This is a genomic window from Affinundibacterium amnicola, from assembly GCF_014284275.1.
Classification (GTDB): Bacteria; Pseudomonadota; Gammaproteobacteria; order Burkholderiales; family Burkholderiaceae_D; genus Undibacterium; species Undibacterium amnicola.
The window spans coordinates 40035-65021 of the sequence record NZ_JACOFU010000005.1; the positions used below are offsets into that span (position 1 = coordinate 40035).

The 24987-nt window shown below is 43.7% G+C and carries 26 protein-coding genes; 14 read left to right on the top strand and 12 right to left on the bottom strand.

Going from position 1 to position 24987, the window contains the following annotated elements; genetic code table 11:
* Positions 1-66 precede the first annotated feature (66 nt).
* Entirely contained in the window at positions 67-927 is an 861-nt protein-coding gene (locus H8K33_RS12530) for a GIN domain-containing protein (protein ID WP_186891395.1), read from the bottom strand.
* Positions 928-941: 14 nt separating this feature from the next.
* Entirely contained in the window at positions 942-1151 is a 210-nt protein-coding gene (locus H8K33_RS12535; RefSeq protein ID WP_222613408.1) for a hypothetical protein, read from the bottom strand.
* A gap of 117 nt (positions 1152-1268) precedes the next feature.
* Here H8K33_RS12535 and H8K33_RS12540 point away from each other — a divergent pair, with 117 nt between their 5' ends.
* Together H8K33_RS12540 and H8K33_RS12545 are read left to right on the top strand one after the other, a co-directional pair.
* Entirely contained in the window at positions 1269-2570 is a 1302-nt protein-coding gene (locus H8K33_RS12540; protein WP_186891397.1) for a dicarboxylate/amino acid:cation symporter, read from the top strand.
* 174 nt (positions 2571-2744) lie between these two features.
* A complete protein-coding gene (locus H8K33_RS12545; RefSeq protein WP_186891398.1) occupies positions 2745-2978 on the top strand; it encodes an addiction module protein in 234 nt (77 codons plus the stop codon).
* A gap of 833 nt (positions 2979-3811) precedes the next feature.
* On the opposite strand, the gene H8K33_RS12550 is transcribed toward H8K33_RS12545, so the two are convergent.
* Positions 3812-5527, bottom strand: coding sequence for a hypothetical protein (locus H8K33_RS12550; RefSeq protein WP_186891399.1), 1716 nt, complete (start codon positions 5525-5527; stop codon positions 3812-3814).
* Between the two features lie 234 nt (positions 5528-5761).
* Between H8K33_RS12550 and H8K33_RS12555 the strand changes: the two genes are divergently transcribed.
* Positions 5762-6169 carry a hypothetical protein gene (locus H8K33_RS12555; RefSeq protein WP_186891400.1) on the top strand — a complete coding sequence of 136 codons (408 nt, stop codon included), beginning with the start codon at positions 5762-5764 and terminating at the stop codon, positions 6167-6169.
* A gap of 136 nt (positions 6170-6305) precedes the next feature.
* Here H8K33_RS12555 and H8K33_RS12560 read toward each other — a convergent pair whose 3' ends face one another.
* Together H8K33_RS12560 and H8K33_RS12565 are read right to left on the bottom strand one after the other, a co-directional pair.
* The gene (locus H8K33_RS12560) at positions 6306-6794 is read right to left on the bottom strand and encodes a hypothetical protein (protein ID WP_186891401.1); all 489 of its coding nucleotides are present in this window, start codon (positions 6792-6794) and stop codon (positions 6306-6308) included.
* Positions 6795-6812: 18 nt separating this feature from the next.
* Positions 6813-7226, bottom strand: a complete 414-nt coding sequence (locus tag H8K33_RS12565) for a hypothetical protein (protein WP_222613409.1) — start codon at positions 7224-7226, stop codon at positions 6813-6815.
* Positions 7227-7569: 343 nt separating this feature from the next.
* Between H8K33_RS12565 and H8K33_RS12570 the strand changes: the two genes are divergently transcribed.
* Positions 7570-8469, top strand: a complete 900-nt coding sequence (locus H8K33_RS12570; RefSeq protein WP_186891402.1) for a helix-turn-helix transcriptional regulator — start codon at positions 7570-7572, stop codon at positions 8467-8469.
* A gap of 30 nt (positions 8470-8499) precedes the next feature.
* Here H8K33_RS12570 and H8K33_RS12575 read toward each other — a convergent pair whose 3' ends face one another.
* Together H8K33_RS12575 and H8K33_RS12580 are read right to left on the bottom strand one after the other, a co-directional pair.
* A complete protein-coding gene (locus tag H8K33_RS12575; RefSeq protein WP_186891403.1) occupies positions 8500-8802 on the bottom strand; it encodes an XRE family transcriptional regulator in 303 nt (100 codons plus the stop codon).
* Entirely contained in the window at positions 8789-9157 is a 369-nt protein-coding gene (locus H8K33_RS12580) for a type II toxin-antitoxin system RelE/ParE family toxin (RefSeq protein ID WP_246443586.1), read from the bottom strand. The genes H8K33_RS12575 and H8K33_RS12580 overlap by 14 nt, the downstream gene beginning before the upstream one ends.
* A 175-nt stretch (positions 9158-9332) precedes the next feature.
* Between H8K33_RS12580 and H8K33_RS12585 the strand changes: the two genes are divergently transcribed.
* The 4 genes from H8K33_RS12585 to H8K33_RS12600 all read left to right on the top strand — a co-directional run bounded on the left by H8K33_RS12585 (position 9333) and on the right by H8K33_RS12600 (position 13354).
* The gene (locus tag H8K33_RS12585; RefSeq protein ID WP_186891405.1) at positions 9333-10028 is read left to right on the top strand and encodes a helix-turn-helix transcriptional regulator; all 696 of its coding nucleotides are present in this window, start codon (positions 9333-9335) and stop codon (positions 10026-10028) included.
* A 78-nt stretch (positions 10029-10106) separates the two neighbouring features.
* A complete protein-coding gene (locus H8K33_RS12590; protein ID WP_186891406.1) occupies positions 10107-10478 on the top strand; it encodes a VOC family protein in 372 nt (123 codons plus the stop codon).
* A gap of 7 nt (positions 10479-10485) precedes the next feature.
* Positions 10486-10962 (top strand): EVE domain-containing protein, encoded by a 477-nt coding sequence (locus H8K33_RS12595; protein ID WP_222613410.1) that lies wholly within the window; start codon positions 10486-10488, stop codon positions 10960-10962.
* 76 nt (positions 10963-11038) lie between these two features.
* Complete coding sequence (locus tag H8K33_RS12600; RefSeq protein WP_186891407.1) at positions 11039-13354, top strand: M28 family peptidase; 2316 nt, start codon at positions 11039-11041, stop codon at positions 13352-13354.
* A gap of 62 nt (positions 13355-13416) precedes the next feature.
* Here H8K33_RS12600 and H8K33_RS12605 read toward each other — a convergent pair whose 3' ends face one another.
* Positions 13417-13899, bottom strand: a complete 483-nt coding sequence (locus tag H8K33_RS12605) for a low molecular weight protein-tyrosine-phosphatase (protein ID WP_186891408.1) — start codon at positions 13897-13899, stop codon at positions 13417-13419.
* A 147-nt stretch (positions 13900-14046) separates the two neighbouring features.
* Between H8K33_RS12605 and H8K33_RS12610 the strand changes: the two genes are divergently transcribed.
* Positions 14047-15612, top strand: a complete 1566-nt coding sequence (locus H8K33_RS12610; protein ID WP_186891409.1) for a tetratricopeptide repeat protein — start codon at positions 14047-14049, stop codon at positions 15610-15612.
* Here the strand turns inward: H8K33_RS12610 and H8K33_RS12615 are convergent.
* From H8K33_RS12615 to H8K33_RS12625, 3 genes are all read right to left on the bottom strand, one after another.
* Positions 15609-15860: a hypothetical protein gene (locus tag H8K33_RS12615; RefSeq protein WP_186891410.1), complete on the bottom strand. Its 252-nt coding sequence runs from the start codon at positions 15858-15860 to the stop codon at positions 15609-15611. The genes H8K33_RS12610 and H8K33_RS12615 overlap by 4 nt on opposite strands.
* Positions 15861-15953: 93 nt before the next feature.
* Complete coding sequence (locus H8K33_RS12620) at positions 15954-16175, bottom strand: DUF2798 domain-containing protein (RefSeq protein ID WP_186891411.1); 222 nt, start codon at positions 16173-16175, stop codon at positions 15954-15956.
* A 17-nt stretch (positions 16176-16192) separates the two neighbouring features.
* Positions 16193-16582, bottom strand: coding sequence for an MAPEG family protein (locus H8K33_RS12625; protein ID WP_186891412.1), 390 nt, complete (start codon positions 16580-16582; stop codon positions 16193-16195).
* Between the two features lie 317 nt (positions 16583-16899).
* On the opposite strand from H8K33_RS12625, the gene H8K33_RS12630 reads away from it, so the two are divergent.
* Genes H8K33_RS12630 through H8K33_RS12640 form a run of 3 tightly spaced genes read left to right on the top strand, consistent with a single transcriptional unit; the run spans position 16900 to position 18396 of the window.
* The gene (locus tag H8K33_RS12630; protein ID WP_186891413.1) at positions 16900-17274 is read left to right on the top strand and encodes an HPF/RaiA family ribosome-associated protein; all 375 of its coding nucleotides are present in this window, start codon (positions 16900-16902) and stop codon (positions 17272-17274) included.
* Between the two features lie 27 nt (positions 17275-17301).
* Positions 17302-17811 (top strand): hypothetical protein, encoded by a 510-nt coding sequence (locus H8K33_RS12635; RefSeq protein WP_186891414.1) that lies wholly within the window; start codon positions 17302-17304, stop codon positions 17809-17811.
* A gap of 15 nt (positions 17812-17826) precedes the next feature.
* Positions 17827-18396: a DUF2062 domain-containing protein gene (locus tag H8K33_RS12640; RefSeq protein ID WP_186891415.1), complete on the top strand. Its 570-nt coding sequence runs from the start codon at positions 17827-17829 to the stop codon at positions 18394-18396.
* A gap of 19 nt (positions 18397-18415) precedes the next feature.
* Here H8K33_RS12640 and H8K33_RS12645 read toward each other — a convergent pair whose 3' ends face one another.
* Positions 18416-18697, bottom strand: coding sequence for a hypothetical protein (locus H8K33_RS12645; protein WP_186891416.1), 282 nt, complete (start codon positions 18695-18697; stop codon positions 18416-18418).
* A gap of 440 nt (positions 18698-19137) precedes the next feature.
* Between H8K33_RS12645 and creD the strand changes: the two genes are divergently transcribed.
* Both creD and H8K33_RS12655 read left to right on the top strand, forming a co-directional pair.
* Complete coding sequence (gene creD / locus H8K33_RS12650; protein ID WP_186891417.1) at positions 19138-20571, top strand: cell envelope integrity protein CreD; 1434 nt, start codon at positions 19138-19140, stop codon at positions 20569-20571.
* Between the two features lie 353 nt (positions 20572-20924).
* A complete protein-coding gene (locus H8K33_RS12655) occupies positions 20925-24878 on the top strand; it encodes a sensor histidine kinase (protein ID WP_186891418.1) in 3954 nt (1317 codons plus the stop codon).
* Positions 24879-24987: the final 109 nt, after the last annotated feature.

Genomic DNA, 24987 nt, shown 5'->3' on the forward strand with positions numbered 1-24987 from the left:
AACAAACAAAATGGCGACAAGAAACTCTGTCGCCATTCACAAAACTCGTCAAATCAATCGACTGGTTTAATTCACAAAATTCACGCGGCGACCATTCACATTACGCTGTGCTGGATTGCCATACACAGTGACACTACCAGAACCATTGCTTTGCGCATTCACGTTTTGCGATACGGCTGCATGCACAGATCCAGAACCGAAGCTGCTGAGATCGGCACTTAAACTCTTCACTGAAGACAATTGTGCAGAACCTGAACCATGCGTGTTGGCGACCAGATTGCGTACATTGCCACTCGCGTTGACCGAGCCAGAACCATTGACTGACACATTTAACTCGTTGCCGTTAACTGCACCAAGACTTAAAGAACCAGAACCTTGTACATTCACTTTAGCATCGGTGCTGATCAGACCCAAGGCATTGATACTACCTGAACCGCTATTCGTAATATCAAGACGCGTGACACGGCCATCTAGGTTAACACTACGTGAGCCGTAGTTTTTCACCGCAAGACTACCACCGTTCAAGCCACTAACCATCATGCGACCAGAACCGTTCGAAGTGACTTCTGTCAAGGCTGGCACGGTGTAGACAACGCGAATTGGATTGCTACTATTGAATTTTTCATCGATCCAGATTTTTTGTGTGTCGCCATTGACTTGTGTTTGTACCAAGTTCAACAAATTGCTATCGCCACTGATTTCTAAACCAGCCACGCCGCCAACGCGCACTTCCACTTGCATAGGGCCACTGACGTTTAAAGCAGATACGCCATTCACCTGACGCTTATCTAATTGCAAATCGCCATTCCCTTTAATGGCATTGCTACTCCAAGAGGATTCGAAGCGAGCATCATTGCCATCTGGCGCGATAATAATGGCACAACCTGAAAAAGCAAGAATAGAACAAAGGGCAAAAATAGTACGCATAGTGAGCTTCCAAATTAAGTTAATCGAGTGCCGAGCTTGCCATCACTTAATGTCACGGCTTCAGCCACGGACGCACTGTATCTCAATGCTAGTGGGGTCTCGAGCACCAAGCGATGAACTGTCAAGAGCATGGTCTGAACAGCAGAAATCGCGGATTGAACTAAGAAGGTATTGCGGTTATCCACAATAGACGCTGTTCCTCTGACTCTCGATAATGCTTGCAAGGATCGCTCAGTCGTTCATCAAATGTGTCGCTGTCTATCCTCAATTCACCAAGCGAACAACCTTATTTGTGCGCATTTTGCTTGATGAAATCTATCTATAATTATCAGGGGACAAACATGAAACGCCTTACTGGACATTTGTATTTCTGGGTGCTGGTTGCCATATTCTGTGGCGGCTTATTCGGATTTCTCGACGCGACAAATGCAGTCAAATTAAAACCGCTTGGCGATGGCTTTATCGCCTTAGTGAAAATGCTGATCAGCCCGATCATCTTCTGCACCGTGGTGCTTGGCATTGCAGGCGCTGGGGATATGAAAAAGGTGGGGCGTGTTGGTGGCAAAGCATTGATTTATTTTGAAGTAGTTTCAACACTGGCATTAGGAATTGGCCTGGTCGTCGTGAATATTTTGAAACCTGGTGCTGGCTTTAATGTCGACCCTGCGACCTTAGATGGCAAGGCCGTGGCTAGCTATGCAAAGGCCGCACATGATCAAAGCACAGTTGATTTCTTACTCCACATTATCCCAAAAACCTTCACCGACGCTTTCACTGGTTCCGGTGATTTATTACAAGTTTTACTAGTCGCAGTTTTATTCGGCTACGCCATGATGCGCATGGGTAAAACGGGTCAAGCAGTGCATATGTTTATCGAAGAAGCTTCGCATATTTTCTTCGGCATGATGAATGTGATCATGAAACTGGCACCAATCGGTGCGGGCGCAGCGATGGCTTTCACGATTGGCAAATACGGTCTGGCATCTTTAAAACCTTTGGCAGCTTTAATGGGCAGCTTCTATCTGACTTGTACTCTATTTGTCGTTGTCGTTTTAGGTTTAATTGCGAAGTTTGTCGGCTTTAGTATTTTCCGCTTCATCGCTTATATCAAAGAAGAGTTATTGACGGTGCTTGGTACCTCATCTTCCGAGTCAGCCTTAGTGCCATTGATGAGCAAATTAGAAAAAATGGGTTGCTCGAAATCCGTAGTCGGTTTGGTGGTGCCTTCTGGTTATTCTTTCAATCTCGATGGCACCAATATCTACATGACAATGGCCGCAATCTTTGTGGCACAGGCTTTAAATATCGAACTGACTTTAACCCAAGAGTTGACCATGTTAGCCGTCGCTATGCTCACATCCAAGGGCGCGTCCGGTGTGACTGGTGCAGGCTTCATCACCTTAGCAGCGACACTGGCGGTAATCCCAACGATTCCTGTCGCAGGTTTAGCACTCATTCTCGGCATCGACCGTTTTATGTCCGAAGCACGTGCCTTGACTAATTTCATTGGCAACGGCGTCGCAACAATCGTGGTATCACACTGGGAAGGTGAGTTGAAACATGATGTAATGCATCAGGAACTTGGGAAGTCGGTTAAGACGCCCGTGGTCGATGATGTCGCGGCAGTGAAATTGCCAGTTTGATTGGTGCGCCACATAGGTTAGGCAAAATTGATATTTTTGCCTAATTTGTGTGGCAGATTAAGTTAAGAATTGCTTAAAATTGGAATGCTTGATTATTATGAGAAGGTAATTTTGCTTTTATTGAAATAGGCAGTCACTGCTTGTAGTGCCAATAAATTGTGCTACCATATTTGGATGAAAAATCAATTAATCAAAGAACTGGCAGAGTTGAATGTTGCTGAAAAACGTTTGTTAGGAGAAGCGTTGATTAGTAGTGCTGAGAACGAAGCCTTTTCGCCACCTATCACCGAGTCGCAAGCGCTCGAACTGCGCTCCAGACTCGCATTTCATCGTCGCAATCCCTCTGAGCAAGGCATCTCCTTTCAACAGCTCAAAGCAAATTTGCTAGGCGCTAATCGCCGTTCATGAAGTTTCAGATCGTTTATAAGCCATTAGCACAAATTGAAGCTGCGGAAGCTTATGCCTGGTACGCACAACCAGATATCAATATGGGGATAGCATTCCTTACTGAGTTAGAACGCGTGGATGGATTTCTGTCTCAAAATCCATTTTTATATCCTTGTACAGAAGATGAAATTCGCCGTGTCAACTTAGCGAGATTTCCTTACTCACTCTTCTATGTCATAGACGATAAGGTCGTGAATATACTTTCTTGTTTCCACCAACATCGAAATCCCAAATCCCGCGATAGCCTCCTGACGAACTAAGATTGTTTGACCTACGTGCTTCTGTGGTTGCCGCATTTAATGTCTTTTTACTTCGCTAAACATTTCTTTCTCAAATCCGAAGAAGAAATTTTTTGACACTGAGATTTGCCACCCGAAGCCGGAGAAAGACAAGCATATCGACTGTCTGCATCTCGTATTTGATAGCAATAACTTTTCTCTCCCTTTACCGCGGCAAGACAATCATTCTTCTCGTCGGCATTAGAGATCTGAAAACAGTATGAAGGCTCTTGTCGCGACCCCCCTAAACAACTATTCTGCTCGTTCGCATCTCTAATCTGATAACAATAACTACGCTCAGATTTGACATTGGCAAGGCAAGCATTTTTTGTATCGGCATTCGAAATTTGGTAGCAATAGCTAGCTTCGCGTGTCGCTGTTGCTAGACAAAGATTCTTTGAATCCGTATTTTTGATTTGGTAACAGCTCGTGGTTGAGCTTGCTTGCGTAGTGTTGAGCGTCGCAACTACCAACAAAAATGTAATCAGCAATCTCATACTCTAATCCTTACCGAATTCAAATTCCAAAGACCTTGAGCATAGAATCAGTAACGCCCTCAATTCCGCGACCAAAAAGCCCGCCTTTTTTATCTGCATAAGGCATGGTTTCGTAGATGTAGTAACCCGAATCCCCGTAAAAGCTATCATTGAATAATTCCTTCTTTCCATTTAAGTATGGAATGAATGTTTCCGTTCTTGAATTAGAGTACTGGACATTCGCGGTAAATCCTATAGTGGCGGATTGATTGATAGCTCGCCCAGAATCAGCTCTCGCAACTTGAATACCTTTACAACCTTTGAGAATCAATTTGCCAGCCCCATGAAAAACCATATATCGCAATTGAAGCGTCAGCCAAGCATGCAGACTGCCTAATCGCCAATGGCGGGTAATCTTGATTGGATGATTCTTATCTTGTACTAGGCCAATCAATTTATGCGGTTTCAGCACCAACGCAGTACCTTCGGGAATATTTAACACCCCAACTTCATACAAGGATTCATGCGTTGCCTGAATATTGACCACTTCCTTAGAGTCAGTCTGAATCTGAGTCAAAGCATATAAACCCGCAGCTAAACTTGTAATGGGAAATGCATGACTGAACAGAAATCGCGTCTTTCTGTCTCCTTCAATTGATAGGTCAGAAATATATTCGTTCTTTATCAGTAACTCTTCATTTTTACTAATTGATATTGAAGTAGTCAGTTCAGAGATCATTGCTCCATGATTGTTCTGAGTCTCGAGCTCTGGCAGATTCTCAATAATGCCAGAGCTCAAACTCATTAAAGTTATTGACGGTCTGAGAACAGCGAATGGTGCGACTAGATAAAAGAAGAAAAGTTTAATGAGGATCGGTGTGCCTATAATGACGATGAAGATCTTCGTCGCTGCCATGAATTGGTTTTCAAATATCTTTTCAAAATCATACAAGAAATGACTCTCGTATATGCTTCGATAGTTTGAATATTCCTTCTTAAGTTCTTTTAGAATTTTTAACTCGATATCTTTAAATTCGTGATCAATCGTTAATGAATCTGACTTTTCATTAGAAACCTCATCGTATCTCTTTTTTTCTTCTCGATTTATGTTCAAAGCCTCATTCATTGACCTCAGCTCATTTTGGCATCCTTGATTCCAGAATTCATCCCACGTCTTTTTATAGAATCGCTTAGCCTTACCCGAAGGGTCGCATTTAACATATTTGTTTTTTTCAGCAAGGAATTTATTCGCAGAATCATTAAGTTTCCTTCGTTGTTTTTCTATTCGAGAAACGTAACTATCTTTTTTTTCAATATTCTGAATTAATTTTTCAATGAATTGACTTTCTTGTGACAGCAAGTCCTTTTCAATCTCTGCTATTGTGTTATCCATAATCGATTTCGAGCAGCTGTCAAACGAACGGAACAAGCAATCATTTATATTGATTGGGTTTCCTTGAATTTTTTGCTCGACTTCAATTTTTTTCTTATTAATTTCAGCTTTGCGTTTCTCCAAAATAGTTTTGGTTCGATTCATTTCTTTAAATTTTGATTCATAGCCTTTTTTCAATTCTTCTTGGCTGCTATTTAGTTTTGACTCTAAAATACTTAATTCACTATTCCAACTTCCATGCGGAACTGGAATTGCCCTAAATTCGTCGTATTTTTTGATCAAATAACTTCCTAGAACAAGAACGATAAGAATAAAAACAAAAGACAAACTCTTTTGCATTAGCCAGCCGACGATTTTTCTCATTAGCATTCCCATATTTCCTTGGTTAAATTGCTTCTAAACTTCGTCTCCCAATTATGAATGGAAAGTGCAAGAGAAGATCGATAATTGATAAATTGACGTCAAATAGGCAAAATTTATTTCCGATAAATGAAACGACATGACCTGTCATGTCTCAATAATAAAATCGGCATCGTACAAATCTATCGTCGACACATCAAAGCACATTCATAATTCCACCTGCAAGGATCTCAGCAAATGAGCAATTCCGATCATCACAAACAAAGTGAATTAAAAAATTTGTCCTCGATATCACCACCAATCATGGATGCAATAAAAAGTGCTAACGCAACCATGGACAGGATCAACTTGAATATCGCTAAACAAGAAGCACGCGATCAAGTTGAGATGGAAATTGGAATGCTAAAAAGCTCGCTGACAGAGTTGAAGCCGATGGATCGAAAAGCGATTGGCATCAACAAACGAATCGACTACCTTCTCAGTCCACGGTATCAAAACTACCTCGACGCAAAGTGCCAACTGAAGCAAGTGATTAACAACATAGGGCGGGAGATTTTCTACGGCTTATGTGGATTCGCAAAATTACTTTTAGTGATAGCGCTTAATCTTGTAGCCTTATTACTTTTACTTGTCTGGTTTTTCTAATCGGTATGGTAAAAGACGTTGCCAGTATCTGTAACATTTATGATTGAAAAAACCTTGATCAAAAAAATTTAAGTAAGCTCAATCAATTTTTGCATAACCAGACCATTAATGATGTGTCTGGTCAGTATTCGTTACCTCACTGCGCCTTCCGAATAAAGATAGCATCCCCAACTTTATCAAAAGCATGTTGATATAGCTGAGCATTTTGCAGTGGCAGGTCATCGTTCGCTTGTTGCCCACTCTTGGCTGAACGTTTCACCCGTGACACAAAATTAAACCGTACTTTTGTTAAGTTAGGTTTCATCTCTTCAATCGACGCAGTAACCGCTACACGTTGTTCGCGTCTGATGCCGCCCAAGGCATCGAAGAAACCAGTATCGTTTTTGATTGCTGATTCTGCTGTAATGAACCCTGTTTCCAAACTGGCAGAACCTATGATGTAACCCAAATCTTGCAGTATGGATACCACCGAATTGAAAGCGGTTTTTTTGTCTGCTTCAAAATTCCTTGCCTGAACTGCCTGGATTTCTAAAGAAGTCATTTCTTTCTTTGGTGGCGGAACCGCACATCCGGTTAAGCCAATAAGAATTAACGCGATCAATAGTTGTGATGATAAAGTTTTCAATTTTATCTCCTAGAATAATTAGAAAGAAGAGGCACGCGAAGAAAAATCTGACACCAGTTTTACACCATTGATTTCTTTGAACTTAATAATGAGGGTGATGGTTCTGCTTGATTGCTCGAAGCCAGATGTTGTGGTGCTAGCACCTACCAAAATAATTGTTGCGAATGCGGAAGTAGACGACGCGGTGCTAACAATGGCGTGCTTTTGATAAGTCCAAGACTCTTCACCATCGGCATTAGACGTCACCAAATTTGGTGCGCCAAATTTTTCTATTACTTCCGTTTGTGTTGTTTGATTTTTCTTCAGTGTTAGCGTAACTTGACCGGGCGTCAAAGTATTTGCTGAGTTACTAGCAATCGATGGCACTTGAACGCATGCGCTTAAGCTGATGACCAAGACAAGTACGCCATATTGGGTAAATCTGATTGTCATGTTGGTTCTCATCCTTGGCTTCCTACTTCATTTTGTTTGACTTTCAACTTTTTCCAGAGCAAAGCGACGACGAGAAATGCAATCACAAACATTGTCAGTTTGAGACCTAATATGAGCATGTCAACCCAAACAGTGGCATTGCCAAGTTTAAAGAAAACAAGTGCCAAACCCATTATTAAGGCGAATATCCAAACCATAAAACACTCCCGATCAATTTGTTAAACGAGCCTCAATTCTAGAGGGCTTGAATGACAGGTGATGTCGTTTTTATTTGCGCGAAAATAATTCGATAAAAACATAAGAAATTCGTTGATAATCCCAGCACAATTACTTTCAGCCTATTATGAGTACAGACAATCACGACACACTGGTTTATCGCCTTTCACAAATGTTGATCAAATTAAATCAAGGCCAAAAGCTCGTACCGAAAGATTTGGCTGAGGAGTTTGGAGTCAATTTGCGTACCATTCAACGTGACTTAAATATTCGGTTTGCCTATTTACCTTTGGAGAAAAAGGAAGGTGGGTATCGTCTCGATGCGCATTATTTGGGGAAGCTGAGCACGAAAGATATCGAGCGTTTTGCTGGATTAGCGGGAGTAAAAGGCTTATTTCCATCTTTGTCTGATGAATTCTTAGGAGAGCTATTTGATGCCCGTATTGGTTCCAATATGCTGGTGCAAGGGCATAACTATGAAGATCTAACGCAGTTAAAAAAAGAATTTTCACTGCTAGAAAAAGCCATCAAAGAGCGAAAGAAAATCGCCTTTTGCTATTTAAAAAATGACACCGTAAAATCCTATGAAGAAATAGCACCGTATAAGCTGATCAATAATAAAGGCATCTGGTATCTGGCAGCGCAGGACAAGGATAAACTGAAAACCTTTTCCTTTACAAAGATTCGTCAGCTCGACATTTCATCAGAAAATTTCGTTTGGGAGGAGGCGATCAATCAACAATTACTTAACGAAGACGGTATCTGGCTTTCGACCACGAAGCAAACAATTACCATGTCTGTGAGCAAAGAAATCGCGCATTATTTTAAGCGTCGTAAATTGATTCCACTACAAGTGATAGAAGAAGAGAGGCATGACGGAAGTTTGGTGGTTTCATCGACCGTTGCACATTTGAATCAGATTTTTCCAATTATTCGCTATTGGATTCCGCACCTTCAGATTGTTTCGCCATTCGAATTGCAAAAACAGTTGCTTGACGAATTGATCGAGTACGCTAATAAGCTTTGACGATATTTTCCCGCATGTAAGGAACCAGCGTTAGGTAGCAGTATCATCAACCAAGCGAATTTCCACATGTTTACCAATCGCCGTTGCGGCTTTGACCAAACTATCAAACTGGATTTTTAGATTATCTGGATCAAGCAGTCGATCAACTTGCGTACGGCTAGTTTCCATGCGTGCGGCCATCGCCACTTTGGTGATGCGATTGGCGACCATGCCGTCCTTTAGTTGCTCGGAAATCGCCCTCTTGAGCGCTTTAGCTGTGACTTCATCATAGAGTCCTTCTTCTTTGAGAAAATCATCAAAATTTGATCCACTGCGTGGATTATTTTTTTTCATGATGTTGCTTCCAATCTTTATATCTAACTTCTGCTAAATCAATGTCATTTTTATCTGTGGCTTGCGTTTTCTTGATAAATCCATGCAGCAGCACCATGTTATTACCTTCAACTGCAAATAAAATTCTAGCTATCCGTGTTTTAAGAGTGGTGCGGATTTCCCAAATTGCGCCACGTAAATGATCTACCTGCGGTTTACCAATAGGCCATTTGAACTGCACGTAAGAGACATCACTTCCAATCTGCTTTCTATCCGTTTTTGTGAGCGCCAACAGCCATTCTTTTACTGGCTCCGCCCCCATTTCTGTTTTATAAAAAAATGCGTCAAGCTTTGGGGGCGATTTTAACTTCGTCAATTTAGTGTACCTCATAAGGTTCATTCGAGCAATCCGTTTTTTTGAAAATTACACTAAAAGATAGGCGAATTAATATTTTATGTGCAAATAATTATCATAACAATACTGCCATTTTTTGGCAGTAAATACGCTAAACTAATCCCCACATTCATTTCCCACACTGCAAGTAGAATCCATGTCCCGCACCCAACGTCTACTAGATCTAATCCAAATTCTCAGAAGTCACCGTTACCCGGTGACAGGTGCTCAGCTTGCGGCAGATTTGGATATCAGCCTGCGCACCTTATACCGCGACATCGCGACTTTGCAGGAACAGGGCGCGAGCATTGCTGGAGAGCCGGGCTTGGGTTATGTGTTGAAACCAGGATTTATGTTGCCTCCTTTAATGTTTTCGGAGGAGGAAATTGAAGCGCTGGTGCTAGGTTCGCGTTGGGTGGCGGATCGTGGTGACGAACGTCTGGCATTTGCAGCACGTAATGCTTTGCAGAAGATTGCTGCGGTCTTGCCGCCTGATTTGCGCGAATCATTAGATACCACAACCTTACTCGCTGGACCAGATGATAATCGCGCTGACATTGACACTGCCTTGCCACTCTTGCGCGCCGCAATACGTAATGAACATAAAATTCATCTGAACTATCGCGATGGCAAAGGACAAGCCAGTCAACGCATGATTTGGCCTTTCGCTTTGGGCTATTTTGAACACGTGCGGGTCTTGATCGCTTGGTGTGAACTACGGCAAGAGATACGGCATTTTCGTAGCGATCGCATCGTCTCGTTCGAAGTTTATCCACAACGCTATCCACGCCGCCGCCAAACCTTACTGAAAGAGTGGCGCGAAATCGAAGGCATCGCTACTGACAGAAACTGACAGTAGCTTTCAATAAGATTATAACTATCAACACTAATTCCAGTGTTGACCAACACTAATCTGATTGGAAACTTTATCATGCCTCATCCTAATTTCATTATTCTTTACGTGACTGACGCTGCGCTCAGCGCACCATTCTATGCGAACGTTTTGGATACGCCAGCGATCGAATCTTCGCCAACATTTGCCATGTTTGCGCTGGAATCCGGTGTCATGTTAGGTCTGTGGAACAAGCAATCAGTGCTGCCAGCTTGTGATGCCGAAGCAGGTAGTAGTGAGCTTGCCTTTGCAGTAGCTGATCAAACAATTCTTGAGCAGCTGTATCAAAATTGGCAGACACGCGGTATGCGCATCGCACAGCCATTATGCATGATGGATTTTGGTTGGACCTTCGTTGCACTTGATCCTGATGGCAATCGCTTACGTGCTTTTGTTGCTGCTGGCGAGTAAGCGCATCATGAAAAACTGGATCGCTGTTGCCTCGGCTGAACATGTGGCGATTGGTCATGCGCAGGGGTTTATGCAAGTTTGTCACGGTAAACTTGCACCCTTGCGTCGGCTACAATCAGGTGATGGTGTGGTCTACTATTCGCCAACACAAATTTTCGGTGGATTATCTGCTAAGGCAAATAGACTACAAAGTTTTACGGCAATTGGCAGCGTTCTAGATAACGAGCCTTATCAAGTCGAAATGTTTGCAGATTTCTTTCCATACCGACGTGATGTGAAATGGCATGACTCGCAGCCAGCTTCAATTTTACCGCTGTTAGATCAGTTGGAATTGTCTCGTGGCAAAAGGAATTGGGGCTTTCAATTTCGCTTTGGCCTAATTGAAATCAGCGCTAAGGATATGGCTCTCATCGCCGCAGCGATGTCTGTACAATTTTCAAGTCCACCACAAGCACAACTGTTGTTAGATATCGCAAAATACTGAAGATCTCTTTCAACTTAGTTTGCAAGAACCATGATTTAGATCAGAATGCATGCACTCACTTTTTTCAGGAGTTCGCATGCATTTCTTTTTTCCTGCTACGGCGAAACATCGTTTTTCAATGCTGGCGATTTTGTTCGCGATATGTTCGCTGATACTATTTGCACTAAGTTCAGTACAGCCGCCATCCCCTACTAAAGTAAGCACTACAACAGAATTTTCACTTCCGGCAGCACAATCTCAGTTACAAAAAATCACCCAAGACAAACACCCTATCGGCAGCGTAGGACATGCCAAAGTGCGTGAGTATCTGCTTGCAGAACTCAGAGCAATCGGCTTAGAGCCTCAAGTACACAGCACTTTTGCGAGTTTTGAGAAAGGCACTGCGAGCGGGCAGGTACACAATATCGTGGTGCGATTAGTGGGTCGTAACAGCGGCCAAAATCAAAACAAAAAAGCCCTACTTTTGATGGCACATTACGATGCGGTGCCGAATAGTTTCGGCGCGGCGGATGATGGCGTATCGGTGGTGGCGATATTGCAAACCTTGCGGGCTTTGAAAGCACAAGCGCCACTGGCGAATGATCTCATTTGCTTGTTGAGCGATGGTGAAGAAGTGGGCTTACTAGGTGCATCGGGATTCGTGCAATCGCATCCTTGGATGAAGGATGTCGGCATGTTGCTCAATTTTGATAATCGCGGCAATGCCGGTCCTATCATGATGTTTGAGCCATCCAGCGGCAATCGCACTTTGATCACCAATTTGGCGAAAGCGGTACCGAATGTCATCAGCAATTCATTAATGTACGAGGTGTACAAGGCACTACCGAATGACACCGACTTCACCGTGTTTCGCAAGCAAGGTGTACCCGGGCTCAATTTCGCGATGATACAAAATATCTCTAGTTATCACACTCGCTATGACCGCGCCGATCTGATTAGTCCGGCGTCTCAGCAGCAACAAGGGCAGATGATGTTGCAACTGCTGCGGCACTTTGGCGAGCAAGACTTAAGTGCATTCCATTCCCCAACCAAGGCCGAGGATAGCGTGTATTTTAGCTTTCCTGTTATCGGCCTGATTCACTATCCCGCAGCCTATGCTTTGCCAATCGCCATATTGATTACAATTTTAGCGATCGTGACTTTTTGGCTCACAAGGAAAACTGCACGACTACGTGTCTTGGCCACCATGGCTGGTGCGCTGAGTTTTATCGTGACAATTATCGCGATAGGATTTCTATCGCAACAAGCTTGGAATTTAGTTTTTAAACTTTATCCAGCCTATTTAGAAATGCACGATCAAGACACCGGGCATTACTACTTGTTAGGAATACTGATCATCAATGCGATTGCTTTTGGATTGCTTCAAAAGTTACTGACCCGCTGGATCAGCATGAAGGAATTGGCATTTGGCACAACTATGGTGTGGGTCGGTATCTTATTATTCGTCAGCTACCGATTCCCCGGCGCAAGCTTTTTGTTCGCCTGGCCTTTACTGTTTGTCCTGCTGTCTTACTTATATTTGGCAGTAAAGAACATCTCTGAAGAATCCTCAGCTTATGCTTGGATTTTGCTAGCAGGTGCTGCGTTTTCCATCGTCCTATTTTCACCGCTGATTTTGCTTTTCAATATCGCATTAGGTTTTCACTCACTGGGTGTGCCTGTCATTTTATTTACGATACTGTTGGGATTGCTCACACCCTTGTTAATTTGGATCTTGCAAGAAATCCGTGCGCGCATCTTTTTGTTAGTGAGTTTACTTGCGATGTGCTTGGGTGCGATTGCGACCGCCAATTTTCATGAAGCCCATCCGATCCCGACCCAATTAAGCTATGTAGCGATGCCACAGCAAAATCAATATCTGTGGTTAGCCCCACAGCGCACTTTAGACCAGCGAACACTCCCTATGTTTGGCACTGCGGCGGAACAAAAGACTTTACCAATATTATTTGGCAAAGATCATCCACGCAGTACATGGAAATATTGGACAGCAACAGCACCAAATGCAGAAATCGCGGCACCAGTCATTGCCATCCAATCAGATCAAATCCTTGGCGATCGACGTGAAATCGTGGCACATATTCGTAGTCCTGATCTGGCAAGTAATGTCAGAATTCAAATTGAAGGTGTTAGTGTTTTATCTGCCAGCATACAGGATCAAATATTAACGACAACTGCCAAAGAAAAATGGATGAGTACCGTTCATGCGATGCCACGAGAGGGCGTCACTTTGCGTTTTCAGATTGCCAAAGATCAAGCCTTGAAAGACATGAAGGACATGAAAATACGTGTGACAGATACTTTCTATGTTGTACCCGCCAGTGCTGGTAACTTGATCGTACCAGCGGGTATTGATTTTGTGGCGCAAACGATCGCCGTGGTGGATATTCCCTAAGCGACTCTTGGGCTTCGCTTTTCGGTGTTTGAAAATTTAAGCGAAGCCAGTTTTATCACAGCTCAGATCTTCTTTAACGCTGCCATCAATCCGTCAGACGCGTCTTCAATGTAATCTAATACCGTATCAAAACCACGCCCACCACCATAATAAGGATCAGGTACTACATCAGAGGGACTATGCGTGGCATAGGACATCATTAACTTCAATTTATGTTGATGCGCAGCTGGACATTGATTTTGTAAGTTGCGCAAATTGTCTTTGTCCATTGCAATGATCAAATCAAATTGCTGGAAATCTTCATCACATACTTGACGCGCACGTTGTGGCGATAAATCATAGCCTCGCTTTAAAGCGAATTCTTGCGATCGCGAATCAGGTTGCTCACCAAGGTGATAAGCATGCGTACCTGCCGAATCAATCAGCAATTGTTCGAGCATACCCTCTGCGCCAGCCTTGCCACGAAAGACGCCTTCCGCAGTTGGGGAGCGACAAATATTGCCCATGCAGACAAATAGAATTGAAGTGGTTTTTTGCTTATTCATATTTTGTGCTCCATCTTATAGACGCAGAATTATAACCAGAGACACGAATAGCTTGGTGCCCCAGTTCCCAATTGAGCATGGCACTGACCAATCGCTTATGTTCTAATAGCTAGATCGCTTCATTGCTCAATCATTTTCCTTACTCGCATGTCTTCACCTATTCAAGCGTTGCTACAACAAGCGGTTGCAAAGCACCAGCAAGGCTATCTGCAACAAGCGGAAGATCTCTATGTACAAGTTCTTCAGATCGATGCACAGCAATTTGATGCTTTGCATTTGATCGGCCTTATTGCAAAGCAACGCGGTGATGCGCAAAGTGCGATGAATTTTTTTGCAAAAGCGATTGCGGTGAACCCACGTGATGCGAAAGTACATTGTCATTTGGGAGCGACGTTTCAAGAAATCGGTAACGCACAACAAGCACTCGCCTGTTACGACTTGGCGCTTTCGCTGAAAAACGACTATGCCTTAGCATGGAATAATCGAGGCAATAGCTTACGTGCTTTACACCGTTATCAAGAAGCGCTTGATAGTTTTACCAAGGCAATGGAGATACAACTCAACTATCCCGAGGCCTTTTTAAATCGCGGCATTTGTTTGCAAGCGCTGGAGGAACACGAGCAAGCATTGGCGGACCTAGAAGACGCACTCAGGCTACGCAGTGATTATGCCGAAGCAGAATTTGCACGGGCATTTAGCCTACAACAACTACGCCGATACGACGAAGCTTATGCTGCTTACTCTTGCGCATTAGGTGCTTCCACCACGGCAAAGTCGATTAACGCTGGTACAGAAAACATTGCTGCAATTTACTGCAATCGAGGCATGGTCTCTGCAAAATTACAGCGCTATGATGAAGCACTGACAGATTTCCAAGAGGCGCTTAGCTTACGCCCAGACTTTGGCAATGCCTATCTGCAAGCAGCCTATGTCCATCAACTGATGCAGCATCAAGAAGCGGCGATCGGCTGTTTTCAATCAGCTTGGCAATTAGCGCAGGGCGCTGCTAACAACAGTGCGCAAGCACAAGCCATCAGACAACAAATCGAATATCACCTTGCGGCTCTAGGCGTGGCACCCACACCACTCGCCGCACCAACGAGCTATATTAAAGATTTGTTTGATCAATATGCCGATCATTTCGATACACATCTACAGGAGCATTTGGCTTATCAGGTGCCACAACTATTACAAACCGCGTTACAAGATTTGGGCATCAAGCATTCCAAACAGCTTACTCATGCGATTGATTTAGGTTGTGGTACGGGTTTGTGCGGGGACTTTCTGGCATCCATCGCCAAGCGTGTAACAGGCGTCGATTTATCTGCAAAGATGCTGGCGAAAGCGCAGGCAAAAGCCGTTTATGACGAATTAATTTGCGATGACATTTTGCATTATCTTGAACAGCATTCAAGCACAGTTGACTTAGTGATCGCAGCCGATGTGCTGGTTTATTTTGGTGACTTAGAGCGATGGTTTTCTTTAGTCAAAAACTGTTTACAGCAAGATGGCTATTTCGCTTTTTCTGTCGAAGAATCCAATGCGGATGAAGTTTACCTGCAAACCTCACAACGCTATGCGCATTCAGCCGCTTACTTGACTAGGCTCGCACACGCGCACGGTTTCCAAATACGTCACTGCAGCCCACATCAAGGTCGGCGTGATGCACAACAGGCAGTTGCCAGTTTAATTATGGTTCTACAAAGAATCTAGGATTTGCGCCAAAAATACAGTAGGGCACATAAAGCCAGCCCTACAAGAATCAACAAACGGGTGTCGTTACCGATCAGGTAAGGATAGAACATCAATGCTAAACCGCCCCACTTCAAACGCGGCTTATTCACCTTACGCCCAGCTTGAAAACACATTAGCCCGATCACACCGAACACAATAGAGATGACGATGTAAGTCGGGCTGGGCAACATCGCGATTAATTCAGTTAGCAGGGCTTCTTCATTCATTCGGGGCAATCTGGTTGAAGGATAAGTGCCTCATACTAAGTCAAATTCAATCTCAGTAGAAAATGGATGTTACCGATTACAATTTATCTGAAACTAAGCGACGAAACGCGCAACTAATTTACGCGTGAATGGCGCAAACAATAAAACCAATGGGAAAGCACAAGCCCATGCGACTAAAAAGGCACGTAACCAGCGCGACAAAAATCCAGCATCAAATCCTGTGTTCAGCGCAGTTAAAATACCCGACATGCAAAATGCCATCAACATCGACATGATGAGGGCAAACGTCAGTTGTTGTTTCTTTTCTTTAGTCATAAAAAATCAAATAAAATTTATTGAAAAAATAAGGCGACGCTGACGCCTACGCCACCAAACCAAATCAGTGATCGCAGCGTACTTCGATTGAGCAAGTAAGCGGCAACGTAAAGGCAACGCAAAATAATAAATGCCATCGCAAGACCATCAATATTCGCCTGATTGGCTTGCGCTTGCTGTGCTAACACAACGCCAGCGATGAACAAGGGCAAGGCTTCAAAACCATTTTTCTGCGCAGCGATTGCGCGCTGTGGCCAGCCCGTAAGTTTGGCCTCCCAATCACGTGGATGGTCATTATCATAGCCCCCCTTGCGACGCGACAATTTTGCGGTGCTGGCCTTCGCAAAACCGACGGTAATCACTGGTAAAAAACACGCTGCCAATACACACCAATTTGCGATAGTCATACATTGTCCTTTTCCGATAAAAATAAGGTGCATCTGCACCTTTGCGTTCGCTAGCGCTGCATCATAATCCAAATTCCGCTAGCAAGTTTGAGGGCTGTGTCTAAAGAAATACATAAAAGATAAGGCGACTATTTTTCTCGCTATTTTTATTCCACGTATTTGATCAACATTGGTTTGCACAACAAGGACTTGATTAACAACAATTAGATCGGTTTTTTCGATGTAAATATCATTTATATTCGATTTGTAAGTGTGAGCCTGTGCCCATAGATTAGAAGAGTGACGCGCTAAGTCACTAACCAATAAGGAGATATGTGATGCAAATCGATATACAAGCACGCGGTTTCGAATTAACCGATGGTTTACGTGAACACACCAAAAAACGCCTTGGCTTTGCAACTGATTGGGCACATGATGAATTGCGTCGTGTTAACGTCCGATTGTCTGACGTAAATGGTCCGCGTGGTGGCGAAGATAAACGCTGTTTGATTCAGATTCCTCTCGCAGGCATGCAAGACCTGGTGATCGATGAGCTTGAATCGGATCTGTATGTTGCAATCGATAAGGCGGCAAATCGTATGGAACGCGTATTAAGCAAACGCCTAGCGCGCGCTCGCGAACATCCGCACATTAGTCTAAAAAAGCAGCATACAGAGAATTCCGTTGATGCAGAATCATCCGATTCAAACTGAAAGATAGCGCACGAGAGGAGTCATGATATGAGACAGTATCAAACAGATAGTCCGGAAGCAATGGCAAGAATTATTGCCTTATCGATGTTAGTCGATGGTGGATTAGATAAAACTGAACTTGATGTCATCAATCGCTATGAGGTGCTTGAGCACATAGGTATGTCAGATACAACATTCAATAACATCGTTCAGGAATTGTGTGAAGACATGCTGCAATCTATGCCCGGATATCATCTTGGCCGAATTGAGCTTGACGACGAACTTGCCGAGCAATGCATCGATGACATGCTAGCCGAAATACAAGATCCGCGACAACGGCAATTCTTACTTGATGTGATGCTAGCCGTGGTCGATGCTGATCATTACTTAAGTAAAGGTGAAACCATCTTGCTGTCTCGTGCAATGCAATGCTGGAATTTAGAGCTGATCAAGCAAATCAAACCGATGAAGCATGCTGTAATAGCGGGCGAATCAGGTAGCAATTTCGCGCAACAACAGACAGCACGCCTGCCATCGATCATCGAAACACACTTTTAAATTGTTTGTCAGATCATGCCAAAAAAGTTTCTACGTCGCGTGTTACCAAATCAGAAAAGCATACAACAGTTTTCTGTGAGCCGGCGCTTTACTGGCCGGCTCGACATTCCTGCATTGTGGGAAGTGCAGCGTGATAAGGTTGCCATCGGCTTAGCGATTGGCGTGTTCTGTGGAATGATTCCTGGCCCGCTGCAAATGATTTCGGCGCTTGCGTTGACCATCATTTTTCGTGTCAATCTGCCGATGGCATTAGTCGGCACTTTTCTAACAAATCCACTCACGATTGTGCCTTTGTACATGCTCGCTTACATGGTAGGGCAAAGTATTTTAGGAGAATCTAACTGGCGAGCACTGCCAGAACTTCCCGTGGCTGACTGGACGGCCCCGATCTCAGCAATTCAAAATTGGACTAATTGGATAGGAGATTTAGGCTCGCCATGGTTGATAGGAATGCTGGTTCTTTCTTGCGCAATGGCGGCGCTTGCGTACTGCGGAATGCAAGTGGTTTGGCGTATCAGTCAATATGTCATGATGCGCAATCGTCTACGTCAACGGCAGAGTAGAGTCAATAAACGCTCACAGTAACGCGATATTTTTTATGGTTTTATGGACGCGCTTGTTTTCTGCATCCCGCTAATTCGCCGCGCCAAGCTTTATACCCAGCAAACAGCGTAGCCACAACCCAAACCGCACTCAATATCGTATCGACGATTCTGTCGCGGGCACTGCACTTAGCATCTATTTGACAATCGACGTGCACAAGTAAAACGCCCAGTAGAGAAATGCCAGCAAACGTCGCCATTGAATAGGCTAGCGTACACAATACACGACGCCATACAGGCGGATATTGAAACTGTGGATCAGATTTAAATGGAGCACTTTGCATACAAGGCGAATTTTGAATAACAGATAAAAGACACAGGCTTAGTTTGAGGCCGCAGATGCACGATCAGCACATTCGCAAGACACCGCCAGCGGTGTCTGCTGGTATGTTTTTCTGCATTGGTAATACAAAACATGACACATAGACAGGACTTACGCAAAACCATCAAGACATCTTTATTGCCGCCTAGCTGGGACAATTTTACGTAAGATCTAATAGCATGCAATTCTGGCATCAAGCAGCGTTTTCCACAAGCCTGCATGACCACCATCGCGGTTCATGGAACAAACCCAGCCTAGAATTTAGCAGAATGCATCAATACACTCCAAAAAATTGCCCATTTTTTTCATAATTTCACAGTTAGCACACACAAAGTCGGCAAGGCTTCATGTTCACTACATACAGCTTCTTTACAGTGAAGGCTCTCTCACTTGGAGCCAAACATGCAAAAAACTTTATTTATTAAATCGCTCACTGTTGGGCTATTAATGCTGATCATCGGTATTCCACTGATGATGATTGAAGATACGATTAAAGCGCGCCTACAATTTCGCAACGAAGCTGTGCGTAGTATCGCAGCCGATTCAGTTGGTCAACAAACCTTACTCGGCCCGATTTTGGTCATTCCTTATAGCGAACAATATGAGGAAGAAGAACTGGTCAATGCCGCCAACAAACATACCATCAAACGTCAGCGTAGTTTACAAAAACGTCTATATGTTTTCCCTGACGAATTGAAAATGCTATCAACGGTCGATACGGATCAGCGTTATCGCGGCATCCACAAGGTCTTAGTGTATAGCGGCCAACACGATCTGAGCGGCAGCTTCCAATTGCCAGATCTAAGCGCCATTCAACGCGAGAAATCAGATTCGACCATCGTGCTCGGAGCGGCCTTTATCAGTATTGGACTGAGCGATACGCGTGGCTTGAAAAATGTTCCACGTATCAATTGGCATGGACAAGATATTGAATTCCAACAGAATAGCCAGCTCAACTATATCAAACAAGGTTTGCATGCGCCCTTAGGAAAAATCGAACTCGGTGCAGCCAAGCCCATTAGCTTCACGCTTAATCTCAATATCGATGGTATAGAACAATTCTCTGTAGTTCCTATTGCAAAAAATAATCAGGTAACGATACGCTCTAAATGGGAACATCCACAATTCTATGGTCGATTCTTACCATCGCCAAAAGAGCGCAAAATTGACGCTAGTGGCTTTCAAGCGACATGGAAAATTTCATCCTTATCCAGCAATGCACAACAACAATTTTTGAGTAGTGAATGCTGTCAGCAAGAAATCAAAGTGGTAACTAGTACTCCCAGCGGAATTGATGCACCAGCACAAAATGTAACGAGCATTGATAGTTTTGGCGTGGCGTTTATCGAACCAATTAATATCTATTCTCAGTCTGATCGCGCGATTAAATACGGCCTACTATTTGTTGCGCTGAGTTTTGCTGCCTTCTTCTTATTCGAACTATTAAAGCAATTACCAATTCATCCTATTCAATACGCTTTAGTTGGATTAGCCTTGGTGCTGTTCTTCTTATTGCTGGTGAGTTTATCCGAACACCTACAGTTTGTTTGGGCCTATCTGATCGCAAGTGCCGCATGCTTATCTTTGATCAGCTTTTATCTGAGCTATGCATTGAGAAGTTGGAAACGTGGCGTTGGTTTTGGTGCTGCACTGACTTTATTGTATGGCGTTTTGTTCGGCCTGCTTCAATCCGAAAATAATGCCTTGGTGATGGGAAGTATTCTATTGTTTAGCGTACTGGCTGCGATCATGTTAATCACCCGCAAAGTTGACTGGTATCAGATCGGTAAAACTACCACGCTCAACAATACAACAGACACAAGGGTCAACGAATAGCGGCATAGTAATTCATATTGCTTGATTGATTAAGCTTCGTCATCGGTGATTTACTGGTGACGAAGCTTAGCTCAAGCTGATTCATTTGCCCCATTATGCAAGACTCCTTTTTACCAGAGCAATGCGGAACAATGCGAGAAAGTCATCCACTTCTGGCAATGCTGTTTAAGTTAACTGGTATGCATCTCCTAAAAGGAGGCATTCGAAAAAACCACGAATACGCGATTGCAGATGCATCGCCTGCAATTGTGGTCTAAGATACCTATAGACAACTTTATCCCAAGTTAGCCTCAAGGAAATAAGCTGTCCCCGCGCCAGACAATTTGCATTCCATTTCACAAGCTTAACTTTTCATGAAGACAGGTTTTACGCTGTTACGATTGCTGCAAAGTTGGCGATATGCGCTTGGCTTGCTGGTGTGCGGCATCGTCATGCAACACAGTCTGGCATCTAACTTAGGTTCGCTACGCTTTGATCATATTGGACCGGATCAAGGATTTAGCTATCAATCGATCACCGCGATTACACAAGACCAACAGGGCTTCATGTGGTTCGGCACGCAAGCTGGTTTAGTCAAATTTGACGGCTATCGCAGCACAATGTTTCGTAGCGATCCACTCAATCCCAAAACCCTCAGTGACAATTTTACGTCGGCACTTTATGTTCACAGCGACGGCAATTTATGGGTGGGCACACAATCAGGTTTGAGTCTTTATGATCGCCACAGTAATAGCTTTACGAATTTTCTCAGGCGAGGAAAGAACGCTGTTTTATCTGGCAATTACAAAATCTATTCTATCGTCAGCGATGGTGCGGAAGGCCTTTGGTTAGCGACCGATTATGGCTTAATGCATTTTGATATGCACACCCACCAATTCCAAGACTTTCAACACAACAAAGACGATCCCAATAGCTTACGCGACAATCTGATTACCGATATGGTCAGCGATGCGCAGCGCAATCTATGGATAGGCACGCCGGTTGGCTTAGACAAATTTAATCCGAGTACCAAAACTTTTAGCCACATCCATCTCGATGTCAATAATCGCTCCAATTTACGTCAAAATAGTATCGTCTCACTATCAATCGATAAAGATCAGGTATTGTGGATAGGCAGTGACGCGGGTTTAACCAAGATCGCACTCAATAGCGAGAAAAAAGAAATCCAGGCATTTGGTGATGCCGAGGGTTTTGAGCTCGCTCACATTCAAACGCTTTATCATGATAAAAACGATACGCTCTGGATAGGAACCATCAATCAGGGGCTATTCCGATTTCTTAAATCAACTGGAAAATTTGAGCAATTCCGACACCGTCCACTTGATCCGAATAGTTTGCTGCACAACCATGTCAGTAAGATTCTTCAAGACCAGACGGGAGTCTTGTGGATAGGAACTCGGTCTTCAGGATTAAGTCGCGTTGATTTAGCCAGCGGTGGTTTTAGCCGCTTTGTTCAGTTGCAGGATGATGCTACCGGTACCAGCGACAACCGCATCCGCGCCATCGCATCCGCAGGGCGAGATCATGTATGGTTAGGCACCTATTCTGGTGGTTTGCTTAAAATGAATTTGCTCAATCGCAAAGTGGAGGTTTGGCAGAAAGAACCCGGCAAGAAATTGGCTTTGCAAGACAATCAAATCGTCAGTTTTTTACCAGAAAAGAATGGTCGCATGTGGATAGGCACCCGCACTGGCCTGACTTTTTTTGATCCAGCAAAGAATACTTTCACACCGGTTTTTATTAGCCATGACACCAATGATAATTACATAGAACGATCCATCCTGGATCACACCGGCGCACTCTGGGTGTCCAGTCGCGGTGGTCTACACCGAAAACTGCCTGAACAAAATCATTTCACGACTTTCAGACATGACGCCAAAGATCCACATAGTCTGACCAATAATTGGGCGATGACCTTGGTGGAAGATAAGCAAGGCAAGATCTGGATTGGCACGATGAATGGTCTCGATTATTTTGATCGCAAAACCGAGAAATTTATCCATTTACGCCATGACGAAAAAGATATTCATAGCCTTAGTCACAATCGCGTGCATAGTTTATTCATCGATAGCAAAGATCATTTGTGGGTAGGGACTTCTGGTGGCTTAAACCGCATGCAACAAAGTAGCGATGGTCGTATGCATTTTCAATTCTTTCCAACGCGTGCGGATGGATCAGCTGAATCGGTGGGCGGCATCCTAGAAGACAAATCAGGCAATATCTGGATCAGTAGTACTGCCGGAATCTCTCGCTTGGATACCAAAACAGGCAAGTTTAAAAATTTCACCGACAAAGACGGCATGATACAAGGCTCATTTCTCATTGGTGCGGTCTATCAATCCGATGACGGCACAATGAACTTTGGCGGCTGGACAGGTTTGACCCGATTCAAGCCAGAAGATATTTCCGACAATATCATTCCGCCTAAAGTGTTGATCACGGACTTTTTGATTTCAAATCAATCCATTAGTAAATTAAGCAAAGATGGTGTACCACGACTGCAAATGTCAATTCACGAAATCAAAGAAATCTATCTGAGCTATCTGGATTCCATCTTTTCTATCGAATTCGCCGCCCTGCATTACGCAGATCCAAACGAAAATCGCTACGCTTATCAGTTGGAAGGATTTGACAGCAGTTGGGTAGAAACGGATGCAAAGAAGCGCTTTGCAACCTATACCAACTTAGATCCGGGGCGCTATACTTTTCGGGTGAAAGCTAGCAATAAAAATGATGTGTGGAATGAACAAGCACAGGAATTAGTGATTTATATCGCGCCGCCATTTTGGAAAACATGGTGGTTTCGGATCCTATTAGTAGTGTTTTTGATCGGTCTTACCTACGCGATCTTCTTACTCCGCGTACGTCAATTAATGCAGCAAAAACTCTTATTGGAAGAACAGGTAGCACTTCGTACTAAGGAATTACAGAACCAAAAAGTCGCCGTAGAAAAACAAAAGGAAACGCTAGAGCATGCGCATAGAAATATCTCGCTCTTGAGTGAAATTGGCAAAAGAATTACCGCAAGTTTGAATACCGAAGCGATTATTGATCTGCTATACAAGAATGTGAATAATCTGATGGATGCGACGGTATTTGGTATTGGTTTTTATGACAAAGACCGAGGGCTAATCGAGTTTCCTTTCGTGATTGAAGATGGCAAACCTTACGCGCCGTATACCCGGGATTTTTCAAATAAGAATCAACTGCCGGTCTGGTGTATAGAAAATCGCCGTGAGATTTTTATCGCTGATCTGTACCAAGAATATCAACACTATATTCAAGACTTGTCATTCACCATCAATCCTGATAGCTGGGGTGCAGTGATGCAAGATGGTAGCAGTTCAGTAACCCCGCTTTCGGTCTTATATGTGCCGTTCTTCGTGAAGGCAGAAATCCGTGGTGTTATCTGCGTGCAGAGTTATCAAACGCATGCTTATGAAAGTACGGATCTTGATATTCTGCGAACCTTGGCATCGTATGTCGGCATCGCTATGGATAATGCGGAAGCTTATCAACAACTGCAAGAGACACAAGCGCAACTAGTCGAGCGCGAAAAACTGGCGGCATTGGGATCTTTAGTTGCCGGCGTTGCGCATGAACTCAATACGCCGCTTGGCAATAGTTTGTTAATCGCTAGTTCAATAGAAGACAATATTCAACAGATTTCTGAAAAGATTGAATCTGGGCCTGTCAAGCGATCTGATTTCAAAAATTTTGCCGAACGCTGTCAAGAAGCGCTTACTTTACTGATGCGTAGTTTGCACACCAGTGCTAATTTGGTCAGTAGTTTCAAACAGGTAGCGGTCGATCAAGCCAGTGCCCAAGCCCGCAGTTTTGACTTGAAACAAACGACTGTTGAAATCATTGCGACCATGATGAATCAGGTGCGTCATGCCGAGCACGAATTGATGATCGATATTCCTGAAAAAATCGAGATGCATAGTTATCCCGGCCCTTACGGACAAGTGCTGATTAACTTATTACAAAATGCGATGTTGCATGCTTTTGAAGGGCGCAAACACGGCATCATGACAATTAGTGCACATCGCCTGTCTGGCGACTTAGTGCAAATATCGTTTAAAGATAACGGAATAGGCATTCAAGAAGATTATCTGCATCGCATCTTCGAACCATTCTTCACGACCAAACTCGGTCATGGCGGCTCGGGCCTGGGCTTGAATGTGACTTACAACATCGTCACCTCACTACTAGGCGGACAGATTTTTGTCGAGAGTGTGATCGGTGAGGGAACCGTATTTCGTCTGGAATTACCAGTCAATGTACTGGCTAACTTCGCGACATAATACTGTGGCACTTCTATTGTTGGTGGTACTGAATAGTGAGTACCTAGTTGGTTTGTCACAAGCGGACAAGTCAAATGAACCTGCCCGCTCGTTCAAGTCGTGTATGAGC